The following is an 18115-nucleotide window of genomic DNA, read 5'->3' as shown; positions in this document are numbered from 1 at the left end:
GCCGGTCGCGCTCGATTCGGCCGGAGTCGTTTCGCTGACTCCACTCCTGGCCGGGGGCGGCCGTTCGGGCCTACGGGGCCGAGTGGCCGTCCCACAGTCGCAACTTCTGCTCACCCGACGCGGCGGCGATGCGTCGCTGCTCCTGAGCGGCGAGCTGGGCGTTCGTCTTGTTCCACACGGCCTTGAGCCAGTGGAACGTCAGTGCGATGACGGCGATCCACGCGATGATCAGGCCGATCCCCGGTCCGGCACCTTGCAGGTTGTCCGGCACGGTCTGCCGCGTCCAGATCGAGAACATTCCGTACACCGACGACACCGCACACCCAGCGAGGGCGGCCCAGGCCAGCGCCCATATACGGGTGACGAGCGCGAGCACCGACATCACCACGCCGAACGTCAGCACCAGCATCACGAAGACGCGCGACGGCAGCGCGATTGATTCTGCAACTGCGGCATCGCTGCCCGTGAGCACGTCGAACCCGCTGGCCGATCCGGTGTGCGGCAACGCGAACGTGACCAGCAGGACCAGCACCAGCCCGGCCACGACCATGGCCCGGGCTCCCGGGTCCAGCTCGGTCATCACCGCTCTTTCCGTTCGTCCGAGTTCCTCTGCGGATCGAGAGGGTACGACGCGATCGGGTCCGTCTGTGTTGGTCATGCGGTGCATCCTGTCTCTACCGGTAGCGGCGCCGGTGCGCCGATCGAGGGAAGTCCGAGGCCGACGCCGATCGGTGCCGTCTTGGGCATCACTCCGCGTTCGTGGGCGTCTCCAGCTGCCGTACGGCGGTGGGTGAGCACGCCGGCATCGGCGATGAGGTGGTACGGAGCGGCGGCCGTCAGCGTGGTCGTGACGACGTCACCCGGGCGAATCCCGCTCGCCCTGTCGGCGTCGACGGCGAAGTGTACGAGTCGACCGTCCCGTGCTCGGCCGCTCATCCTATGCGTTGCCGCGTTCTTCCGGCCTTTACCGGTGGCGACGAGCAGTTCGACCTCGGTACCGATCAGCGCCTGGTTGGCAGCGAGAACGATCTCTTCCTGCAACGCGATCAGGCGTAGATACCGTTCCTGCACAACCTCTTTGGGTACCTGGTCGGGCATGTCGGCGGCCGGGGTGCCCGGACGCTTGGAGTACTGGAAGGTGTAGGCGTTGGCAAACTTCGCGCGGCGCACCACATCGAGGGTCTGCTGGAAATCCTCTTCGGTCTCACCCGGGAAACCGACGATGATGTCGGTGGTGACAGCCGCGTGGGGCATGGCCTCGCGGACCTTGTCGATGATGCCCATGAACTTGCTCTGCCGGTAGGACCTGCGCATCGCTTTGAGGATTCGGTCCGATCCGGACTGCAGCGGCATGTGCAGGGTGGGGCAGATGTTCGGGGTCGACGCCATCGCCTCGATGACGTCGTCGGTGAACTCGGCCGGGTGCGGAGACGTGAAGCGCACGCGCTCGAGACCTTCGATCGAACCGCATGCGGTCAGCAGCGAGGCGAACGCGCCGCGATCACGGGGCATGTCCGGATCGGCGAACGAGGCACCGTATGCATTGACGTTCTGGCCGAGCAGCGTCACCTCGAGCACGCCCTGATCCACCAATGCCTGTACCTCGGCCAGGATGTCGCCCGGCCTGCGGTCGATCTCCTTGCCGCGCAGGGCCGGAACGATACAGAACGTGCAGGTGTTGTTGCAGCCCACCGAGATCGACACCCAACCCGCGTATGTCGATTCTCGTTTCGCGGGCAGGGTGGACGGGAAGGCCTCGAGGGATTCGAGAATCTCGACCTGCGCCTGTTCGTTGTGCCGGGCGCGCTCGAGCAGTACCGGCAGCGACCCGATGTTGTGGGTACCGAAGACGACGTCGACCCACGGTGCCTTCTCCACGACGGTGTTGCGGTCCTTCTGCGCCAGGCAACCGCCCACGGCGATCTGCATGTTGGGGTTCCGCGTCTTCGCAGGCCTCAACATACCGAGGTTGCCGTACAGCTTGTTGTCGGCGTTCTCGCGCACCGCGCACGTGTTGAACACGACCAGATCTGCGTCGGTCCCTGCGTCCGCAGGAACGTAGCCGGCTTCCTCGAGCAACCCGGACAACCGCTCCGAATCGTGGACGTTCATCTGGCAACCGTGCGTACGCACCTCGTAGCTGCGGGGACTCGTCGCCGACCCGTCGGTGAACGGTACGGGCTCGGACACCCCGTGCTCGGTCACGTCCACGGTCGGAAAAACACTCGTTTGCACCCCTCCAGGGTACGTCCATCGCACCGACCGACACGCCGGGGTCGAGAGCCCCACCGGAGACTGTCCAGGGCCGATGCAGACCGTCAGTAAAGTTTCCATTACATAATCGAAGATGACGGGCGAAAACACCGGTCAGCGAGGAAACTACGCATAGGGTTTCGATCTATGACGCACGCCACCGACGCGCCGGCATCGACACCCCCGCCGGGCGCACCCTCGATGATCTCGCTCAAATCCGTCGACAAACATTTCGGTGATCTGCACGTCCTCAAGGACATCAACCTGGAAGTGCCGGCCGGACAGGTCGTCATCGTCGTTGGTCCTTCCGGATCGGGCAAGTCGACCCTGTGCCGGACGATCAACCGGTTGGAGCCGATCGACTCCGGTGCCATCGAAGTCGACGGAGACCTGCTCCCCGCCGAGGGCAAGGCCCTGGCCGCACTGCGTGCCGACGTGGGCATGGTGTTCCAGTCGTTCAACCTGTTCGCGCACAAGACCATTCTGCAGAACGTCATGCTCGCGCCGATGAAGGTGCGCAAGCAGAAGAAGGACGAGGCAGAGAAGAGCGCCCTGGCCCTCCTCGAGCGCGTGGGCATCGCCAACCAGGCAGACAAGTATCCCGCTCAGCTGTCCGGTGGTCAGCAGCAGCGCGTCGCCATCGCGCGATCACTCGCCATGAATCCCAAGGTGATGCTCTTCGACGAGCCCACCTCGGCACTCGACCCCGAAATGGTCAACGAGGTACTCGACGTGATGACCTCGCTCGCCAGGGAGGGCATGACGATGCTCGTCGTCACCCACGAGATGGGCTTCGCCCGCAAGGCAGGCGACCGCGTCATCTTCATGGCCGACGGAGCCGTCGTCGAGGACACCGATCCGGAGACGTTCTTCAAATCCCCCAAGTCCGAGCGAGCCAAGGACTTCCTGGGCAAGATCCTCGGCCACTGACCCGATTCACCGCTCGTCCCCGTACACACGACTCAACCGAAGGACATCCACTGTGAGAATCACCCGACCGCTTCGCTTCGGTGTCGCCATCGCCGCTCTTTCCATCGTCGCCACTGCCTGCGGCGGCGGCGAGGAAGCACGCACCATCTCGACCAGCGCCGAATCCGGCAACCTCATCGTCGGCATCAAATTCGACCAGCCCGGCCTCGGTCTCCGTAATCCGGACGGCACGTTCAGCGGATTCGACGTCGAGGTGGCCAAGTACGTCGCCGGTCAGCTCGGTGTCGACGAGGCCAACATCGAATTCAAGGAGTCTCCCTCCGCTCAGCGCGAGACCCTGATCGAAAACGGTGAGGTCGACTACATCGTCGCCACCTACTCGATCACCGACACCCGCAAGGAAAAGGTCGGTTTCGCCGGACCGTACTTCGTAGCGGGCCAGTCGCTGCTGGTCAGCCAGGACAACACCGACATCACCGGTGCCGATTCGCTCGAGGGCAAGCGTCTGTGCTCCGTCACCGGCTCCACCCCGGCCCAGAACATCGCCGACGAGTACCCGGGTGTGCAGCTCCAGCCGTTCGACACCTACTCCGCCTGTGTGGAAGCACTGCGCAACGGCACTGTCGACGCCGTCACCACGGACGACATCATCCTCGCGGGCTACGCCGCGCAGTCTCCGGGTCAGTTCAAGGTGGTCGGCGAGCCGTTCACGACCGAGAACTACGGCATCGGCCTGAACAAGGACGACACCGACGGACGCAACCAGATCAACGACGCCATCGAAGAGATGGTCTCGAGCGGTGCCTGGGAGCAGGCGTTCAACGACACCGTGGGCGCGTCGGGCTACCCGCTGCCGACCCCGCCCACCGTCGACCGCTACTGATCGACCCTGTCGTCGTGTTCCGCGTGCACGCGGAACACGACGGTTCGATCTCGCCGAGCCGTGAGGATCAACAAGCACCGTGAACCTATTGAGCAAGTACGGCGATCAATTGATCGACGCGTTCCTCTCGACCATCTACCTGACGTTGGCCTCCCTCGTCGGCGCGCTGGTCATCGGAACGATCGTTGCCGCGATGCGGGTGTCTCCCATCCCGATCGCACGTGGCATAGCCGCGACGTACGTCACCATCTTTCGTAACACCCCGTTGACCCTGGTCATCCTCTTCACCTCGTTCGGCCTGTTCCAGACGATGGGTGTCTCTCTGGCATCTCAGTCGTCCCCGACGGGCCTCGACGACAACAACTTTCGTCTGGCAGTCCTCGGTCTGAGCATCTACACCGCATCGTTCGTCGCCGAATCTCTGCGGTCGGGAATCAACACCGTCCCGGTCGGTCAGGCCGAAGCGGGCCGATCGCTGGGCATGACGTTCACCCAGAACATCTCCATCGTCGTTCTTCCACAGGCATTCCGAGCCGTGGTCGGACCTCTCGGCAGCGTCGTGATCGCGTTGACCAAGAACACGACCATCGCATCGGTCATCGGCGTCGCCGAGGCGTCGTTCCTGATGAAGAACATGATCGAGAACGAGGCCGCGATCTTCGTGGTCGGCGGCATCTTCGCGCTCGGTTTCATGATCCTGACGCTCCCGACCGGGTTGCTGTTCGGCTACATCAGCAAGCGATTGGCGGTGTCATGATGAGTGATGCAGTAGCAGTTCTGTACGACGTTCCAGGGCCGAAAGCAGTACTGCGGTACCGCATTCTGACAGTGGTCGTTGCCGTCGTCTCACTGGGAATCGCGTTTCTGATCTACCGGGCACTCGATTCCAAAGGGCAGTTGACCGCGGAGAAGTGGGATCCGTTCCTCGAATCGACCACGTGGACAACGTATCTGTTGCCCGGCATTCAGGGAACTCTCGTCGCGGCCGCGCTGTCGATCGTGTTCGCTTTGATTCTCGGTGCTGTCCTCGGCATCGGCCGCCTCTCGGATCACCGCGCGGTACGCATCGTCAGCGGCGCGATCGTCGAATTGTTCCGCGCTGTCCCCGTGCTGATTCTGATGATCTTCCTGTACGCGGTGTACGCCGACTACGAGGTCTTCAAGGTCAAGTACCTTGCCTTGGCTGCAGTGGTCACGGGCCTGACGCTGTACAACGGTTCCGTCATCGCAGAGATCGTGCGTGCCGGTGTCAATTCGTTGCCCAAGGGTCAGCGGGAAGCAGCGTCGGCTCTCGGAATGCGCAAGAGCCAGGTCATGTTGCTGGTTCTGCTCCCCCAGGCCGTCACCGCGATGTTGCCTGCGATCATCTCGCAGATGGTGGTCGCGCTGAAGGACTCGGCGTTGGGCTACGTGATCGGTTACGTCGAAGTGGTGCGGTCGGGTCAACAGGTGGGTGCGTTCTACAGCAACTACCTGCCGTCGCTGATCATCGTCGCCGTGATCATGATCATCATCAACTCTGGGTTGACGAAGCTTGCCACCGTGGTCGAACGTCGCCTGCGTTCTCGTAAGCGCAAGGCGGGGGCGACTGCTGTTGTGCCGGCTCTCGACGGTGGTCAGGCAGCCTGACCTCGCGTCGGCGGCAACCGAGTAAGCCTTCGACGAGTAAGGCCCGCAACACCGATGGTGTTGCGGGCCTTACTGTTTCTCGACGGCACCGGCTCGAGGTGGACGATCACATCGTGTCGGGGCCGTCGAAGTCTTCGGTGTCTGCACCTGCGCGGTCGAGTTCTTCTTTGACCACCGCAAATGCCATTCCTTGCGAGTAGCCACGGCGCGCGAGCATACCGACCAGTTTTCGGACCACCTTGTCCCGCTCAGCGCGGGCATCCGGCCCACTCGGGTTCGGCAGCTGCAGCGTGCGGAATCGCTTGCGTACCAGTTCACCTGCACGGTGGCGCTCGTCGTCGGCATCGATCAGATCCAGTGCGTGCACTGCGAGTTCGTTGCTGACTCCCTTGTTGCGGAGCTCCATGCTCAGTGCACGTTTTCCCTTGCCGGAGTACTTGTGCCGAGATTGGACCCACTGCTGCGCGAACGACTCGTCGTCGACCAATTTGGCCTTCTCGAGCCGGTCGAGAACGGCGTTGGCGATCTCGGTGGTGAATCCCTTCTTGGCCAGGCTGGCTTCGAGTTCGTGCCTGCTACGCGCTCGGTCGGTCAGCAACCGAAGGCAGACATCTTTCGCCTGCGCTTCGGTGCCGCCGCCTTCGTCTCGCTGCTGCACAGCGACGACAGGCTAGAAGTCGACCGGAGCAGCTGCGGGATCCTCTGCGGTGACGTCCGCGCCGATCTGCAGCTTCTCCATGATCTTCTTCTCGATCTCGTCCCGCACATCGGGGTTCTCGAGCATGAACTTGCGAGCGTTCTCCTTGCCCTGGCCGAGCTGATCGCCCTCATAGGTGAACCACGAACCCGACTTACGGATGAAGCCGTGCTCGACGCCCATGTCGATCAACGAGCCCTCGCGGCTGATGCCCTTGCCGTAGATGATGTCGAACTCGGCCTGCTTGAACGGCGGCGCGACCTTGTTCTTGACCACCTTGACACGGGTGCGGTTACCGATGGCGTCGGTTCCGTCCTTCAGGGTCTCGATGCGGCGGATGTCGAGGCGAACCGAGGCGTAGAACTTCAATGCCTTACCACCGGTGGTGGTTTCGGGAGAACCGAACATGACGCCGATCTTCTCGCGCAGCTGGTTGATGAAGATCACGGTGGTACCGGAGTTGCTCATCGCGCCGGTGATCTTGCGCAGCGCCTGGCTCATCAGGCGGGCCTGCAGACCCACGTGACTGTCACCCATCTCGCCTTCGATCTCGGCGCGCGGTACGAGTGCGGCCACCGAGTCGATCACGAGGATATCGAGTGCACCCGAACGGATCAGCATGTCAGCGATCTCGAGAGCCTGCTCACCGGTATCGGGCTGTGAGACCAGCAGTGCATCGGTGTCGACACCGAGCTTCTTCGCGTAGTCCGGATCCAGTGCGTGCTCCGCGTCGATGAAGGCAGCGATGCCGCCTGCCCGCTGAGCACTGGCCACCGCGTGCAAGGCAACGGTGGTCTTACCCGAGGACTCCGGGCCGTAGACCTCGATGACACGTCCACGCGGCAACCCTCCGATGCCGAGTGCCACATCGAGCGCGATCGATCCTGTGGGGATGACGGCGATGGGCTGGCGGACCTCGTCACCGAGGCGCATCACCGAACCCTTGCCGAAGTTCTTGTCGATCTGCGCGAGTGCGAGATCGAGCGCTTTGTCGCGATCGTATGCAGCCATCGTGAGCTCCCTGTGTCGTGTCGTTCAGCTGTGTCGTGTCGATCAGCTTTGTCGTCGGTAACGCTAGAACGGGGTACCGACAAGAAGTTTCTCTGGACCGCTCAGCAACCGTTGACACCAGCATAGGGGAACACGTGTTCGAGTCAACTACCGCGACGTTCGACACGCCGATCGAACTCGATCCAACCTACGGAGCTACCAGCGTTCTTTCGGAACGTCGAACTCGTAGCAGATCGAGCGCCACACTTCTCTCGGGTCGACGCCCTCCTCGATGGCCTGAGCCCCGGTCCGTCCGATCCCGGACAGCACATGATCGGTCAGCAAGGAATTGCCTCGAACGGAGCCGAACTCCTCGGTGAGCAGTTCACGAAATTCGGTCAGACGCACAACGACAACCCTAACGCCCGCGCCGTGGAGCGCTGCGGGCGAGCACCCGATGGCAGACGGACACCGGATCCTCGACGGACTTCGCCCCGTCCGCCGCCGTCTCCGCCGCCCGGGAGAAGCGCGGATCGGACAGTACGGTGGCCACCGCGTCGGCGATCGAGGTCGGCGTCGGGGGCCGCACGATGACGGCACTCCCCTGCCGGGCAGCCCGATTCGCCAGCTCCCACTGATCACCACCGCCGGGTACGGTCACCACCGGAACACCGTGAATGAGCGCCTTGGCCAGCATGCCGTGACCACCGCCGCACACCACCACATCGGCACGGCGCAGCAGTTCGTCCTGCCGGCCCAGACCTGCGTTCGCCCAGCTCGGGAGTACGTCGGGGCCGCCGTCGAGAACGGAGGCAACGACCCGGACTCCCCTGCCGTCCAACCCTTTCAACGCCATCTCGAGCATTCCTTCCGCTCCGGTGAACGCTGTCGACGGCGCGACCATCACCAGCGCTGACGAGCCGTCCGGAGTATCGAGCAGGTCGTCCGTCGGTTCCCACAGCAGAGGGCCGACCACGTGTGCGTCCTTCGGCCAGTCGGGGCGGTGCACCTCGAGCGCCGGGATCGTGGCGACGAGCCGAGCCGCCGGGCCCGGATCCTCGGCAGGCAGCCCGATGCTCGTCCGCGCTGTGGACCGCTGAGCTCGCCCCTGAGCGATCGAGCGTGCCGTCAACGCACGCATCACGGTATCGCGCAGCCTGCCACGAACACCGGTACCCGGAGCCAGGCCACTTCCGATGGGAGGCAACCCTTTCGAGGGCGAATACAGTGGATGGGGCGAGAGCTCGACCCAGGGGATACCGAGCCGCTCGGCCGCCATGCCGCCCCCTGCGGTCAGGATGTCGGACACGACGAGATCGACGTTCTCCCGCTCGAGGTCGGGCAGCAACTCGGTCGAGACGAACGCCGCCCGTGAGTGGATACGTTGTCCGGCATCGAGATCGTCGTCTTCCGGCCGCGGCGCAAGACCACCCAAAGGAAGCGCACGTAGCCCCGCGGCGTGCGCGTCGGGTACCCACCGGCTACCGGTGAAGAGGATCGGTTCGTCGCCCGCCGCACGGAAGAGCAGAGACAGCGCGATTGCCGGAAAGGCATGCCCCGGATCGGGCCCGGCCACCACTGCTACTCGCACGAACCCAGCGTGCCACACTCGAGCCGTACTGCTCGACGTGTGCCGAGATCAGGTCGACGCAGCCTCGTTCACGCAGTCTCGGGCCGGAGGTAACTGTCCACTGCATACGCCATCTGGCGGGTCACCTCGCTACCGGAGACACGCTCGGACACCATCTCCGCGGACTGCACCGCGGACTGCACCATCAGGAGCACCAGCGTGGCCAGCGTGGTGGGATCCCCCGCACGGATCGAGGAATCACGTTGTCCGGCAACGACCAAGGAAGACAGTGCGTCGATGATCAGGGCCTGACTGGTTCCGAGTCGATGCAGAATGTAGGTGGCGAGTACGTCGGAATCGGAACGCAGAATCTTGACGAACAGCGGATGGAGCCGAATGCGGTCCGCTACTTCACCGACGGCAGTCACGAGCTGATCGCGAGCCGACGCGGTGGCGTCGAAACTCGGGATCAGGGCACCGATCTCACGAGTGAGCAGGCTCGACACCACTGCTCGTGTATCGGCCCATCTCCGGTACACGGTGGGCCTGCTGACCTTGGCGCGACGCGCGATCTCTGCCAAGGTCGTGCGCTTCACTCCGTGTTCGAGGATGCAGGACTTGGCCGCGTCGAGAACGGTGTCTTCGACCGATTTCTCGGGAGCATCGGTTCGGGAAGACGATTGGGGGGGCTCGGACGAGGCAAGACTCGACACCGGCTGCTCGATCACGTGCCACCCTTCGCAATTCGGACAAAAGTACTGAACTTCAAGCGACAACAGTCTCTTTCGTTACAGTACCTCACGGTTACACGCACATTCGGCCCGAAAGTCACCGATATCACGCATGCGCGATGCATGCCGGAGGCATTCGGCCACGAATCGCCTCGGTCACCACCACGGCAATCGTCAACCCTGGCAAGCTGATCGATGTGACAGACGAATCGGTGCGGCCATGACCCGATCGGTGACGGTGTTGACCAATCCGATGGCCGGCGGTGGGCGGGCAGGGCATGCCGGACGGAGCGCCGTGGCGCGACTGCGGGAGCGGGAACTGCACGTGACGACCATCGAGGGCCGCACCCCCGGGGACGCGTTGACATTGCTGGAGAAGGCCGTCGGCAGCGGTACGGAGGCCGTGGTCGCGGTCGGCGGCGACGGGCTCGTCAATCTCGTCGTTCAAGTGCTCGCCGACACCGATGTCCCGATGGGCCTGATCCCGGCCGGCACCGGCAACGATCTGGCACGAACCCTGGGACTGCCTCTCGACGATCCTGCTCGCGCAGCCGACATCGTTGCCGACAATGTCACGCGCGCAATCGATCTCGGACGAACAGGCGAGCGCTGGTTCGCCACCGTCCTCTCCAGTGGTTTCGACTCGCTGGTCACCGAGAGGGCCATTCGACTGCGCTGGCCGCGTGGACCTCTCCGGTACAACGCGGCCATGATGCTGCAGCTGGCGTCACTCCGAAAGCTCCCGTACGTCATCGAACTGGACGATGCCGAGCTTCGTCTGGACGCCACCTTGGTGGCGGTCGGAAACGGCAGGAGTTACGGAGGCGGCATGGTCGTGTGCCCTGCCGCGCGGGTGGACGACGGTCTGCTCGATGTCACCGTCGTTCGCGGGGTGAGTCGGACGCGACTGCTCACTCTGTCGCCGACTCTCTATCGGGGAACACACATCGACCTGCCCGAGGTCGATACATACACCTCGACGCAGGTCACCCTGCGGTGCGACGGAATCATCGCCTACGCGGACGGTGAGCGCGTCGCGGAACTACCTGTCACCGCTCGCTGCGTACCGCGGGCACTTCGAGTGTTCGTCGATCGGGGTTCTGCACCTCGAGGGTGAACCTGACGGCTGGGTCAGAACTTCAGCGACGAACGGTCGTCGTTCGAGGAGATTGCCTTGTACAGCCACACCAGCCCCAACACGATCGCGCCTGCAACCACGAGCCAGAAGACACCCTTGATGATGGTGCCCAGAAGCGCAAGCGCAATCCAGATCAGAACGATGAATCCCAGTACTTTCCAGAACATGAGTGCTCCTACCGTGTCGCCGCGCACCGTGTCGTATCGCGTACTTCGATACTGGCACCCGAGCGCGACGAGCACATCGGGGTGAACCCTGAATTGTCTCAGCGGTGTCGGGCCCGGATAGCGTCGATCTCGGTGAGCGCCTCGGCCCATCCCTGCAATCGATCCGTCGCCGACAGCAGCTCGCGTCGATGCGATTCCACGACCGTCGCCGACACCGATCCAGCTGGTCCGGTCATCCGCGCGGCCGCAGCGACGAGCTGCTCGTACTGATCGACCCCGGTAGCGAGTTCGGCTGCAGCCGAGGCTATTCCGCCGCGCAGATGCTCGCGGGTCACAGCGCTCGCTGCCCCCGCACGTTCCAGAGCGGCGATGTCCACGGCCACTCCTTCGAGACCGCGGGCTGCATCGGACGTCACACCGATCATCTCCTCGACGTCGTCGGCACCGATCGTCTCGGACCTCGCCAGGATCCCCAACAACTCGAACAGACTCTGCTCGGCACCGGCCAGTCGAGTCATCGACTCGTACGCGGCGGATCCGCGCTGCGGCGACACACGCTTGGTCGGTAGGCCAACGGGGACCGGTTGGGCTCGAAGACGCCGCAACCGCGTCACCGCGAATGCCGCCGGTACGGCCATCAGGGCAGCGCTACCGCCGCCCACGAACAATGTCCACTCCGGGGCCGACAGCACGGCCATCCCCGCAGTTCCCACCGCGGTCGTCGTGGACGCGGCACCGAACCTGATTCCGCGTCGTCTGGCGCGGCGAATCTTCTTCAGATGCTTGACGCGCGGGTCTCTTCGACGTCCGGCGGCGTCGAGAATCGAGGTACCGACACTACGAGCGGATTCCGCCAGAGACCTCACCACCGCGCCGGACTCGGTGACGGCTGAGGTCACGGCCTCTCGATCGAGCGAAACGGCCGGCCGCTTACGCGACCGGCCGGATTCGTGTTCTCTTCTACCCATGTCGACGCTCTTGTCGGACGACCGAGCTGTTCGTCAGGTCGATCTACGCCTGAGCCGGAGGCTCGGGCGTCGCGTCCGGGGACTTGGCAATCGAGGGCTTCGCCGCGGCGTTGCCGGACGGCAGCGAGTCGCCTGCCATCGAAGCGCGGATCTGCTCCAGGCGGCTGTGGCCCGCCATCTGCACGGATGCCTGCTGGACCTCCATCATGCGACCGGAGACCGAGTTCTGAGCCAGCTCCGCCGATCCAAGGGCATCGGCGTAGCGACGCTCGATCTTGTCGCGTACGGCGTCGAGGCTCGGGGTGTTTCCGGGCGCGGACAGGGTGCTGTCCATCGACCGCAGGGACTCGCTGACCTTTTCCTGCATCTTCGCCTGCTCGAGCTGGCTGAGAAGCTTGGTGCGTTCTGCGACCTTCGACTGCAGAGCCATGGCGTTCTGCTCGACGGCCTTCTTGGCCTGAGTGGCCGCCTGCAGAGACTGGTCGTGCAGGACCTTCAGGTCCTCGACGCTCTGCTCGGCGGTGACCAACTGCGCGGCGAAGGCCTCGGCTGCGTTCGTGTACTGCGTGGCCTTCTCGATGTCGCCCGCGGTGGCGGCCTGATCGGCCAGCGTCACCGCTTGCCGTGCGTTGGCGTTGAGCTTCTCGACCTCGTCCAGCTGCCGGCTGAGCTTCATCTCGAGCTGGCGCTGATTACCGATGACGGACGCGGCCTGCTGGGACAGTGCCTGATGCTGCCGCTGCGCGTCTTCGATCGCCTGCTGAATCTGAACTTTGGGGTCGGCCTTCTCGTCGATCTTGGAATTGAAGAGCGCCATCATGTACTTCCAGGCTTTGACGAAAGGATTAGCCATGGGGTGGTCCTGCCTCCATCTGTTGCGCCGCGGTGGCCGCGTACGGGTCGGCTGCTCTCGCAGTGACCGAAATGAACCTGTCCGTGCTGTGAAAGTCGGGTGCGTGGTCTGGATCAGGAGTGGAAACTGAGTACTTTTCCGATCTTAGGCGGCGGCGAGAGCTCTGGCAGCAGGTGCCGGAATCACGACGCGAGTATCGCCGTCGATGCGGGTGGCGACCGCTGCCTCGTCGAGCCGCGCGGCGGCGGTGGAGGCGTCGGACAGTGTCACACTGACATCGCTCATGACGTCCGAGAGCGGGACGGCGAGGGCGTCGCAGATCGCGGCGAGGAGTTCACTCGACGCCTCCTTGCGACCGCGTTCCACCTCGGAGAGGTATCCGAGGCTGACGCGTGCGGTGTTCGAGACTTCACGCAGGGTTCGGCTCTGTGCGACGCGAGTACGCCGCAAACTGTCGCCGAGTGCTTCACGCAATAGCAGCGCCATCTCGCTCCTCCTCGTTGGTGTTCGTGCCGACGTCTGTGCCGTCGAGACGACAACGTTCATATCTCGTTCGTCCGGAGCCGTCACGATGTTCAACGTCCCAGCCGGTCCGATTGGTTCCCGACCCTATATGCCCGTTCACTCCAACACGCGCCGAAGTTGCTCCGACACGGCTGCCAAGACTGTATCTCGCCGAATCGTCGGCCTGCTCGCTCCCGTTCGACATGGCCGCTGTCGAGGTCACGTCGGGACGATTCACGTCGAGGTCACGCCTCGGCGCAGGCGAACGGCCTGCACCACGTAGTCCAGGCCGGTGTACACCGTGAGCAGTACCGCCAGCGCCATCAACGCAACCGCCACCGGGTCCACGACGCTCGGCAGTGGGCACAGGTACACCCCTATCGCGAACGTCTGCACCAGAGTCTTCACCTTGCCGCCGCGGCCTGCGGGGATGACGCCGTGCCGGATGACGGCGAACCGCACGGCGGTGATACCGATCTCCCGCACCCCGATGATCACCGTCACCCACCACGACAGATCGCCCAACATCGACAGTCCGACGAGCGCGGCACCGATCAGCGCCTTGTCCGCGATGGGGTCGGCCATCTTCCCGAAATCGGTGACGAGACCGTACTTGCGGGCCAACTGACCGTCGATCCGGTCGGTGATGGCAGCAGCGGCGAAGATCGCGGTTGCCGCCAGTCGCCACGACGTGTCCTGGCCGTCGCCGACGAACAGCGCTGCGAGAAAAACCGGAACCAGTGCGATTCGGAGCACCGTGAGAACGTTCGCGATGTTGAGCAACGGCACTTCGTCCGGTCCACCGGAGATGGCATTGCCGTGGGGCAGCCCCGACTTGCGCGGAGTCTCCCCTGTGCCGGAGGCGCGATCGTTCGGGATCTCACCACTGGATGGAACGCCGTGACCAGGCGCAACCGGCCCACTCATCGGCACACCCGCGAACCGTCGAAGACGTACCGGTCGGTGTGTCGGCTTTTGCGCAGCACCGATCCGCCGAGACGGGGACACAGCTCACGAAGCGACACACGAAAAGTTTATCGGTTGAGGTACTGACTACTGTTCACCCCATGACTTCTGGGCCGAATCGGGCGAGTCGCGACATCGCAGACCCCGAATCCGACGTGCATTCCGACATCGCGGACCGTGGCTCCGCCGGCGACGGCACCCTCGTCGTGCGTCGCGCCAGGACCTCTGACATCCCCGAGATCAAGCGTTTGATCGACATCTACGCCGGACGCATTCTGCTCGAGAAGAATCTCGTCACCCTGTACGAGGCGGTGCAGGAGTTCTGGATCGCCGAGCGTGACGGCGAGATCATCGGCTGCGGTGCGTTGCACGTGCTGTGGGCCGATCTCGGCGAGGTTCGCACGGTCGCGGTCGATCCCGCCGCGAAGGGGCACGGTGCAGGCCACCTGATCGTCGCCAAACTGATCGAGGTCGCTCGTGATCTGGCACTGCAGAAGGTGTTCGTGCTGACGTTCGAGGTGGACTTCTTCTCCCGACACGGGTTTGCCGAGATCGACGGAACCCCCGTGACGGCCGAGGTCTACGCGGAGATGTGCCGTTCGTACGACACCGGCGTGGCGGAGTTCCTCGACCTGAGTTACGTCAAACCGAACACTCTGGGCAACACGCGGATGCTGCTGTCGCTCTGACAGAATTCTTGGATCACCCCTCGAATCCGGAAGAGAGCTCCATGCCCCTGATCGCCGTCAGCTACACCTACTCACCCACCACCACGGACGGACGCGACACACATCGCGCAGCCCACCGCGCCTGGCTGGCCGATCTGCTCGAGCAGAAGACCCTGGTGTCGAGCGGACCGTACGCCGATGGCAGCGGGGCGCTGCTGCTGGTGGACGGCCCGGATGCCGCCACCGTCGAAACGCTGTTCGCACAGGACCCGTTCGCGGTGGAGAACCTGATCGAGTCGGCGACGTTCCACGAGTGGACGCCCGTCATGGGCACCTTCACGTCCTGATCTTTCCGATCACCCGGTTCGCGTGAATGGACCACTGCACCGCCGAGACGGCTGCAATGGTCCATTCACCCCGACCGGGAGCGTCAGAACTCGTCCGACGCGGGCTGCTCGTCCGGGTCGCCGCCCTTGATCGACCACAGCAGACCGTCGAGCTCGTCCGGTTTGACGAGCACCTCGCGGGCCTTCGATCCCTCACTCGGGCCGACGACTCCGCGATTCTCCATCAGGTCCATCAATCGCCCGGCCTTGGCGAAGCCGACTCGAAGCTTGCGCTGCAGCATCGACGTCGAACCGAACTGGCTCGTCACGACCAGCTCGACCGCCTGCAACAGCACGTCGAGGTCGTCGCCGATGTCGGGGTCGACGTCCTTCTTGTCCGAGACCTTCGCTGCGGTGACAGTGTCGTTGTACTCGGGCTCGGCCTGGTTCTTGGCGAAGTCGACGACGGCGGCGATTTCCTCGTCGGTGATGAACGCACCCTGCAGACGCGTCGGCTTACCGGCACCCATCGGCAGGAAGAGCGCGTCGCCCATGCCGATCAGCTTCTCCGCGCCCGGCTGGTCCAGGATGACGCGGGAGTCGGTCAGCGACGAGGTGGCGAAGGCCAGACGCGACGGCACGTTCGTCTTGATCAGACCGGTGACGACGTCGACGGAGGGACGCTGGGTGGCGAGCACCAGGTGGATGCCGGCTGCGCGCGCCTTCTGCGTGATCCGCACGATGGCTTCCTCGACGTCCCGGGGAGCGGTCATCATGAGATCGGCCAGCTCGTCGACGATCGCGAGGATGTACGGGTACGGCCGATACACCCGTTCGCTGCCCAGGGGTGCGGTGATCTCGCCGGAGCGCACCTTCTTGTTGAAGTCGTCGATGTGACGGACCTTGTTGATCTGCATGTCCTGGTAGCGCTGCTCCATCTCCTCGACGAGCCACGCCAGCGCCGCGGCAGCCTTCTTGGGCTGCGTGATGATCGGGGTGATGAGGTGCGGAATGCCCTCGTAGGGCGTCAGCTCCACCATCTTCGGGTCGATCAGGATCATCCGGACCTCGTCCGGCGTCGCCCGTGCGAGCAGCGAGACGAGCATCGAGTTCACGAAGCTGGACTTACCGGAACCGGTGGATCCGGCCACCAGCAAGTGAGGCATCTTCGCGAGGTTGGCACTGACGAAGTCGCCCTCGATGTCCTTACCGAGTCCGATCACCAGTGGATGGTGATCCTTTCGCGTCGACGGCGCAGTCAGCACGTCCGCCAGGCGGACCATCTCACGGTCCGAGTTGGGCACCTCGATACCGACCGCAGACTTCCCCGGGATCGGTGCCAACAGGCGCACGTTGTCGGTCGCGACCGCATAGGCGATGTTGCGTGCGAGTGCGGTGATCTTCTCGACCTTGACGCCGGGACCCAGCTCCACCTCGTAGCGAGTGACCGTGGGCCCGCGGGTGAAACCGGTGACCGCGGCATCGATCTTGAACTGCTCGAGTACCTCGGAGATGGCCTCGATCATGGCGTCGTTGGCCTGGCTGCGGGTCTTGGGCGGGTCACCGTCGATCAGTAGCGACAGCGACGGAAGCGTGTAATCCCCGTCGACGACGCGATCGACGACGATCTTGTCGTCCTCGGCTGCCTGCTTCGGTTCGGCGACCTTCACGATGGGCTTCGGCTTGGGCCGCGGGGGCGCGACCGGCTCGGGGGCAGGTGTGGGAACGGCCGCGGCAGGCGTGATGACCTCGGTGGCGGCCTCGGGTGGTGGGGTCTTGCGCGCGCGTGGCGGCTTGGCGACCGGGATGTATTCCTCGGTCGGGTAGTTGTCGTAGGGATCCGCGCCGCCGTGGACCGGATACCCGTCGGCGTCGAAGTTGCTGTCGTAGTCGCCGTAGCCCTCGTCACCGAACTCGGAGCCGAAGTCGGCCGGGTCGTACTCGTCGTATTCGTCGCCGCGACTGTCGGTGCCGAACAGTGCACGCATCCGATCGGGTACGTCGCGGACGGTGGTGCCGGTGAGCAGAAGTACTCCGAACAGCCCAGCGAGCAGCAACAACGGCACGGCCAGCCATACGGTGAGGCCGTCGGCGATGGGCCCACCCGCCACGTATCCGACGAAGCCTGCGCCCTCGGATCGGCCGGCGGCATCGGTCGGTGAACCAGCGGCCATGTGCCACAGCCCGAGGATCGGCAGGCCGAGCAGAATCGATCCCAGGACCAGGCGCGGCCGTACCTCGGGATGTGGTTCGGAGCGCATCAGAACGACAGCGATTGCGACACCGAGCACGGGCGCGACGTAACCGGCTTCACCGATGACGGCGCGGATGCCCACCTCGATCCATTCGCCGACCGGTCCCCCGGCGCTCAGCCACACACTCGCGGCGACGACAACACTGACGGCGATGAGTCCGAGGGCGATTCCGTCCCGCCGGTGGCCGTGTTCGATGTCGGCGGCCTTGCTCACCGTCCGAGTCGTGGCACCGACTCCGCGCGCCGCCATCGACCAGGTGGACGCGATGCCCCGCCCGATCGCGTCGAGGGCACCGCGTGACTTCTTCTTCGCCGCAGGCCGCCGAGCCGTCGACGCGCCCCTGGCGGGGGCCTTGCCACGCGAGGATGCGTTCGCGCGGGACGTCGCCGGGTTGCGCGGCGCGGTGGGCTTCTTCGGCGTCGTGACGGTGCGCGCGGTACGGCCGCCGCCGGATTTACGGGCGGTGCCGGACGCGCGCGCGGAGCCGGATCCGCTGGACCCGGCCCTGGCGGTGGAGGTGCTGGTCTTTCCTGCCATGCCCCCAGGCTAGTCGCAACAGCCCCGTCGAAACCATCCGCAACACCAGT

Annotated in this window: 20 protein-coding genes; 7 read left to right on the top strand and 13 right to left on the bottom strand. The window is 64.6% G+C overall.

Going from position 1 to position 18115, the window contains the following annotated elements:
• Positions 1–70: 70 nt before the first annotated feature.
• Together CH302_RS06445 and miaB are read right to left on the bottom strand one after the other, a co-directional pair.
• Complete coding sequence (locus CH302_RS06445) at positions 71–658, bottom strand: Rv2732c family membrane protein (RefSeq protein ID WP_037190114.1); 588 nt, start codon at positions 656–658, stop codon at positions 71–73.
• A complete protein-coding gene (gene miaB, locus CH302_RS06440) occupies positions 655–2190 on the bottom strand; it encodes a tRNA (N6-isopentenyl adenosine(37)-C2)-methylthiotransferase MiaB (RefSeq protein WP_082323616.1) in 1536 nt (511 codons plus the stop codon). The genes CH302_RS06445 and miaB overlap by 4 nt, the downstream gene beginning before the upstream one ends.
• Before the next feature lie 264 nt (positions 2191–2454).
• Between miaB and CH302_RS06435 the strand changes: the two genes are divergently transcribed.
• The 4 genes from CH302_RS06435 to CH302_RS06420 all read left to right on the top strand — a co-directional run bounded on the left by CH302_RS06435 (position 2455) and on the right by CH302_RS06420 (position 5695).
• The gene (locus CH302_RS06435; RefSeq protein WP_176460667.1) at positions 2455–3183 is read left to right on the top strand and encodes an amino acid ABC transporter ATP-binding protein; all 729 of its coding nucleotides are present in this window, start codon (positions 2455–2457) and stop codon (positions 3181–3183) included.
• A gap of 52 nt (positions 3184–3235) precedes the next feature.
• The gene (locus tag CH302_RS06430; protein ID WP_037189519.1) at positions 3236–4066 is read left to right on the top strand and encodes a glutamate ABC transporter substrate-binding protein; all 831 of its coding nucleotides are present in this window, start codon (positions 3236–3238) and stop codon (positions 4064–4066) included.
• Between the two features lie 79 nt (positions 4067–4145).
• Positions 4146–4823 carry an amino acid ABC transporter permease gene (locus tag CH302_RS06425; RefSeq protein WP_094649903.1) on the top strand — a complete coding sequence of 226 codons (678 nt, stop codon included), beginning with the start codon at positions 4146–4148 and terminating at the stop codon, positions 4821–4823.
• Positions 4823–5695 carry an amino acid ABC transporter permease gene (locus tag CH302_RS06420; protein ID WP_037189521.1) on the top strand — a complete coding sequence of 291 codons (873 nt, stop codon included), beginning with the start codon at positions 4823–4825 and terminating at the stop codon, positions 5693–5695. Before CH302_RS06425 ends, CH302_RS06420 begins: the two co-directional genes overlap by 1 nt.
• 106 nt (positions 5696–5801) lie before the next feature.
• On the opposite strand, the gene CH302_RS06415 is transcribed toward CH302_RS06420, so the two are convergent.
• The 5 genes from CH302_RS06415 to CH302_RS06395 all read right to left on the bottom strand — a co-directional run bounded on the left by CH302_RS06415 (position 5802) and on the right by CH302_RS06395 (position 9680).
• Positions 5802–6353: a regulatory protein RecX gene (locus CH302_RS06415; RefSeq protein WP_037189522.1), complete on the bottom strand. Its 552-nt coding sequence runs from the start codon at positions 6351–6353 to the stop codon at positions 5802–5804.
• Positions 6354–6365: 12 nt separating this feature from the next.
• On the bottom strand, positions 6366–7403 hold the full coding sequence (gene recA, locus CH302_RS06410; protein ID WP_037189523.1) for a recombinase RecA: 1038 nt from the start codon (positions 7401–7403) through the stop codon (positions 6366–6368).
• A 195-nt stretch (positions 7404–7598) separates the two neighbouring features.
• A complete protein-coding gene (locus CH302_RS06405; protein WP_037189524.1) occupies positions 7599–7790 on the bottom strand; it encodes a DUF3046 domain-containing protein in 192 nt (63 codons plus the stop codon).
• A 10-nt stretch (positions 7791–7800) separates the two neighbouring features.
• Positions 7801–8973 (bottom strand): glycosyltransferase, encoded by a 1173-nt coding sequence (locus CH302_RS06400; RefSeq protein ID WP_141216605.1) that lies wholly within the window; start codon positions 8971–8973, stop codon positions 7801–7803.
• A 68-nt stretch (positions 8974–9041) separates the two neighbouring features.
• Positions 9042–9680 carry a TetR/AcrR family transcriptional regulator gene (locus tag CH302_RS06395; RefSeq protein WP_230596218.1) on the bottom strand — a complete coding sequence of 213 codons (639 nt, stop codon included), beginning with the start codon at positions 9678–9680 and terminating at the stop codon, positions 9042–9044.
• 223 nt (positions 9681–9903) lie between these two features.
• Between CH302_RS06395 and CH302_RS06390 the strand changes: the two genes are divergently transcribed.
• On the top strand, positions 9904–10800 hold the full coding sequence (locus tag CH302_RS06390; RefSeq protein ID WP_037189525.1) for a diacylglycerol kinase: 897 nt from the start codon (positions 9904–9906) through the stop codon (positions 10798–10800).
• A gap of 14 nt (positions 10801–10814) precedes the next feature.
• Here CH302_RS06390 and CH302_RS29945 read toward each other — a convergent pair whose 3' ends face one another.
• The 5 genes from CH302_RS29945 to pgsA form a co-directional block, all read right to left on the bottom strand.
• The gene (locus CH302_RS29945; protein WP_037190120.1) at positions 10815–10988 is read right to left on the bottom strand and encodes a hypothetical protein; all 174 of its coding nucleotides are present in this window, start codon (positions 10986–10988) and stop codon (positions 10815–10817) included.
• 98 nt (positions 10989–11086) lie between these two features.
• Positions 11087–11887 (bottom strand): phage shock envelope stress response protein PspM, encoded by an 801-nt coding sequence (gene pspM, locus CH302_RS06380; RefSeq protein WP_179274655.1) that lies wholly within the window; start codon positions 11885–11887, stop codon positions 11087–11089.
• 112 nt (positions 11888–11999) lie between these two features.
• Entirely contained in the window at positions 12000–12809 is an 810-nt protein-coding gene (locus CH302_RS06375; RefSeq protein ID WP_037189526.1) for a PspA/IM30 family protein, read from the bottom strand.
• Between the two features lie 144 nt (positions 12810–12953).
• Positions 12954–13295, bottom strand: coding sequence for a helix-turn-helix domain-containing protein (locus CH302_RS06370; RefSeq protein WP_032397883.1), 342 nt, complete (start codon positions 13293–13295; stop codon positions 12954–12956).
• 252 nt (positions 13296–13547) lie between these two features.
• On the bottom strand, positions 13548–14240 hold the full coding sequence (gene pgsA, locus CH302_RS06365) for a CDP-diacylglycerol--glycerol-3-phosphate 3-phosphatidyltransferase (RefSeq protein ID WP_371828425.1): 693 nt from the start codon (positions 14238–14240) through the stop codon (positions 13548–13550).
• A gap of 140 nt (positions 14241–14380) precedes the next feature.
• Between pgsA and CH302_RS06360 the strand changes: the two genes are divergently transcribed.
• Together CH302_RS06360 and CH302_RS06355 are read left to right on the top strand one after the other, a co-directional pair.
• Positions 14381–14968: an amino-acid N-acetyltransferase gene (locus tag CH302_RS06360; RefSeq protein ID WP_230596219.1), complete on the top strand. Its 588-nt coding sequence runs from the start codon at positions 14381–14383 to the stop codon at positions 14966–14968.
• A gap of 41 nt (positions 14969–15009) precedes the next feature.
• On the top strand, positions 15010–15294 hold the full coding sequence (locus tag CH302_RS06355; RefSeq protein ID WP_037189527.1) for a YciI family protein: 285 nt from the start codon (positions 15010–15012) through the stop codon (positions 15292–15294).
• An 83-nt stretch (positions 15295–15377) separates the two neighbouring features.
• On the opposite strand, the gene CH302_RS06350 is transcribed toward CH302_RS06355, so the two are convergent.
• Complete coding sequence (locus CH302_RS06350; protein ID WP_176460652.1) at positions 15378–18065, bottom strand: DNA translocase FtsK; 2688 nt, start codon at positions 18063–18065, stop codon at positions 15378–15380.
• Positions 18066–18115 lie beyond the last annotated feature (50 nt).

The organism is Rhodococcus sp. 15-2388-1-1a (genome assembly GCF_002259145.1).
In the GTDB taxonomy this organism is placed as follows: Bacteria; Actinomycetota; Actinomycetes; order Mycobacteriales; family Mycobacteriaceae; genus Rhodococcoides.
This window is presented reverse-complemented; position numbering and strand designations above follow the sequence as displayed.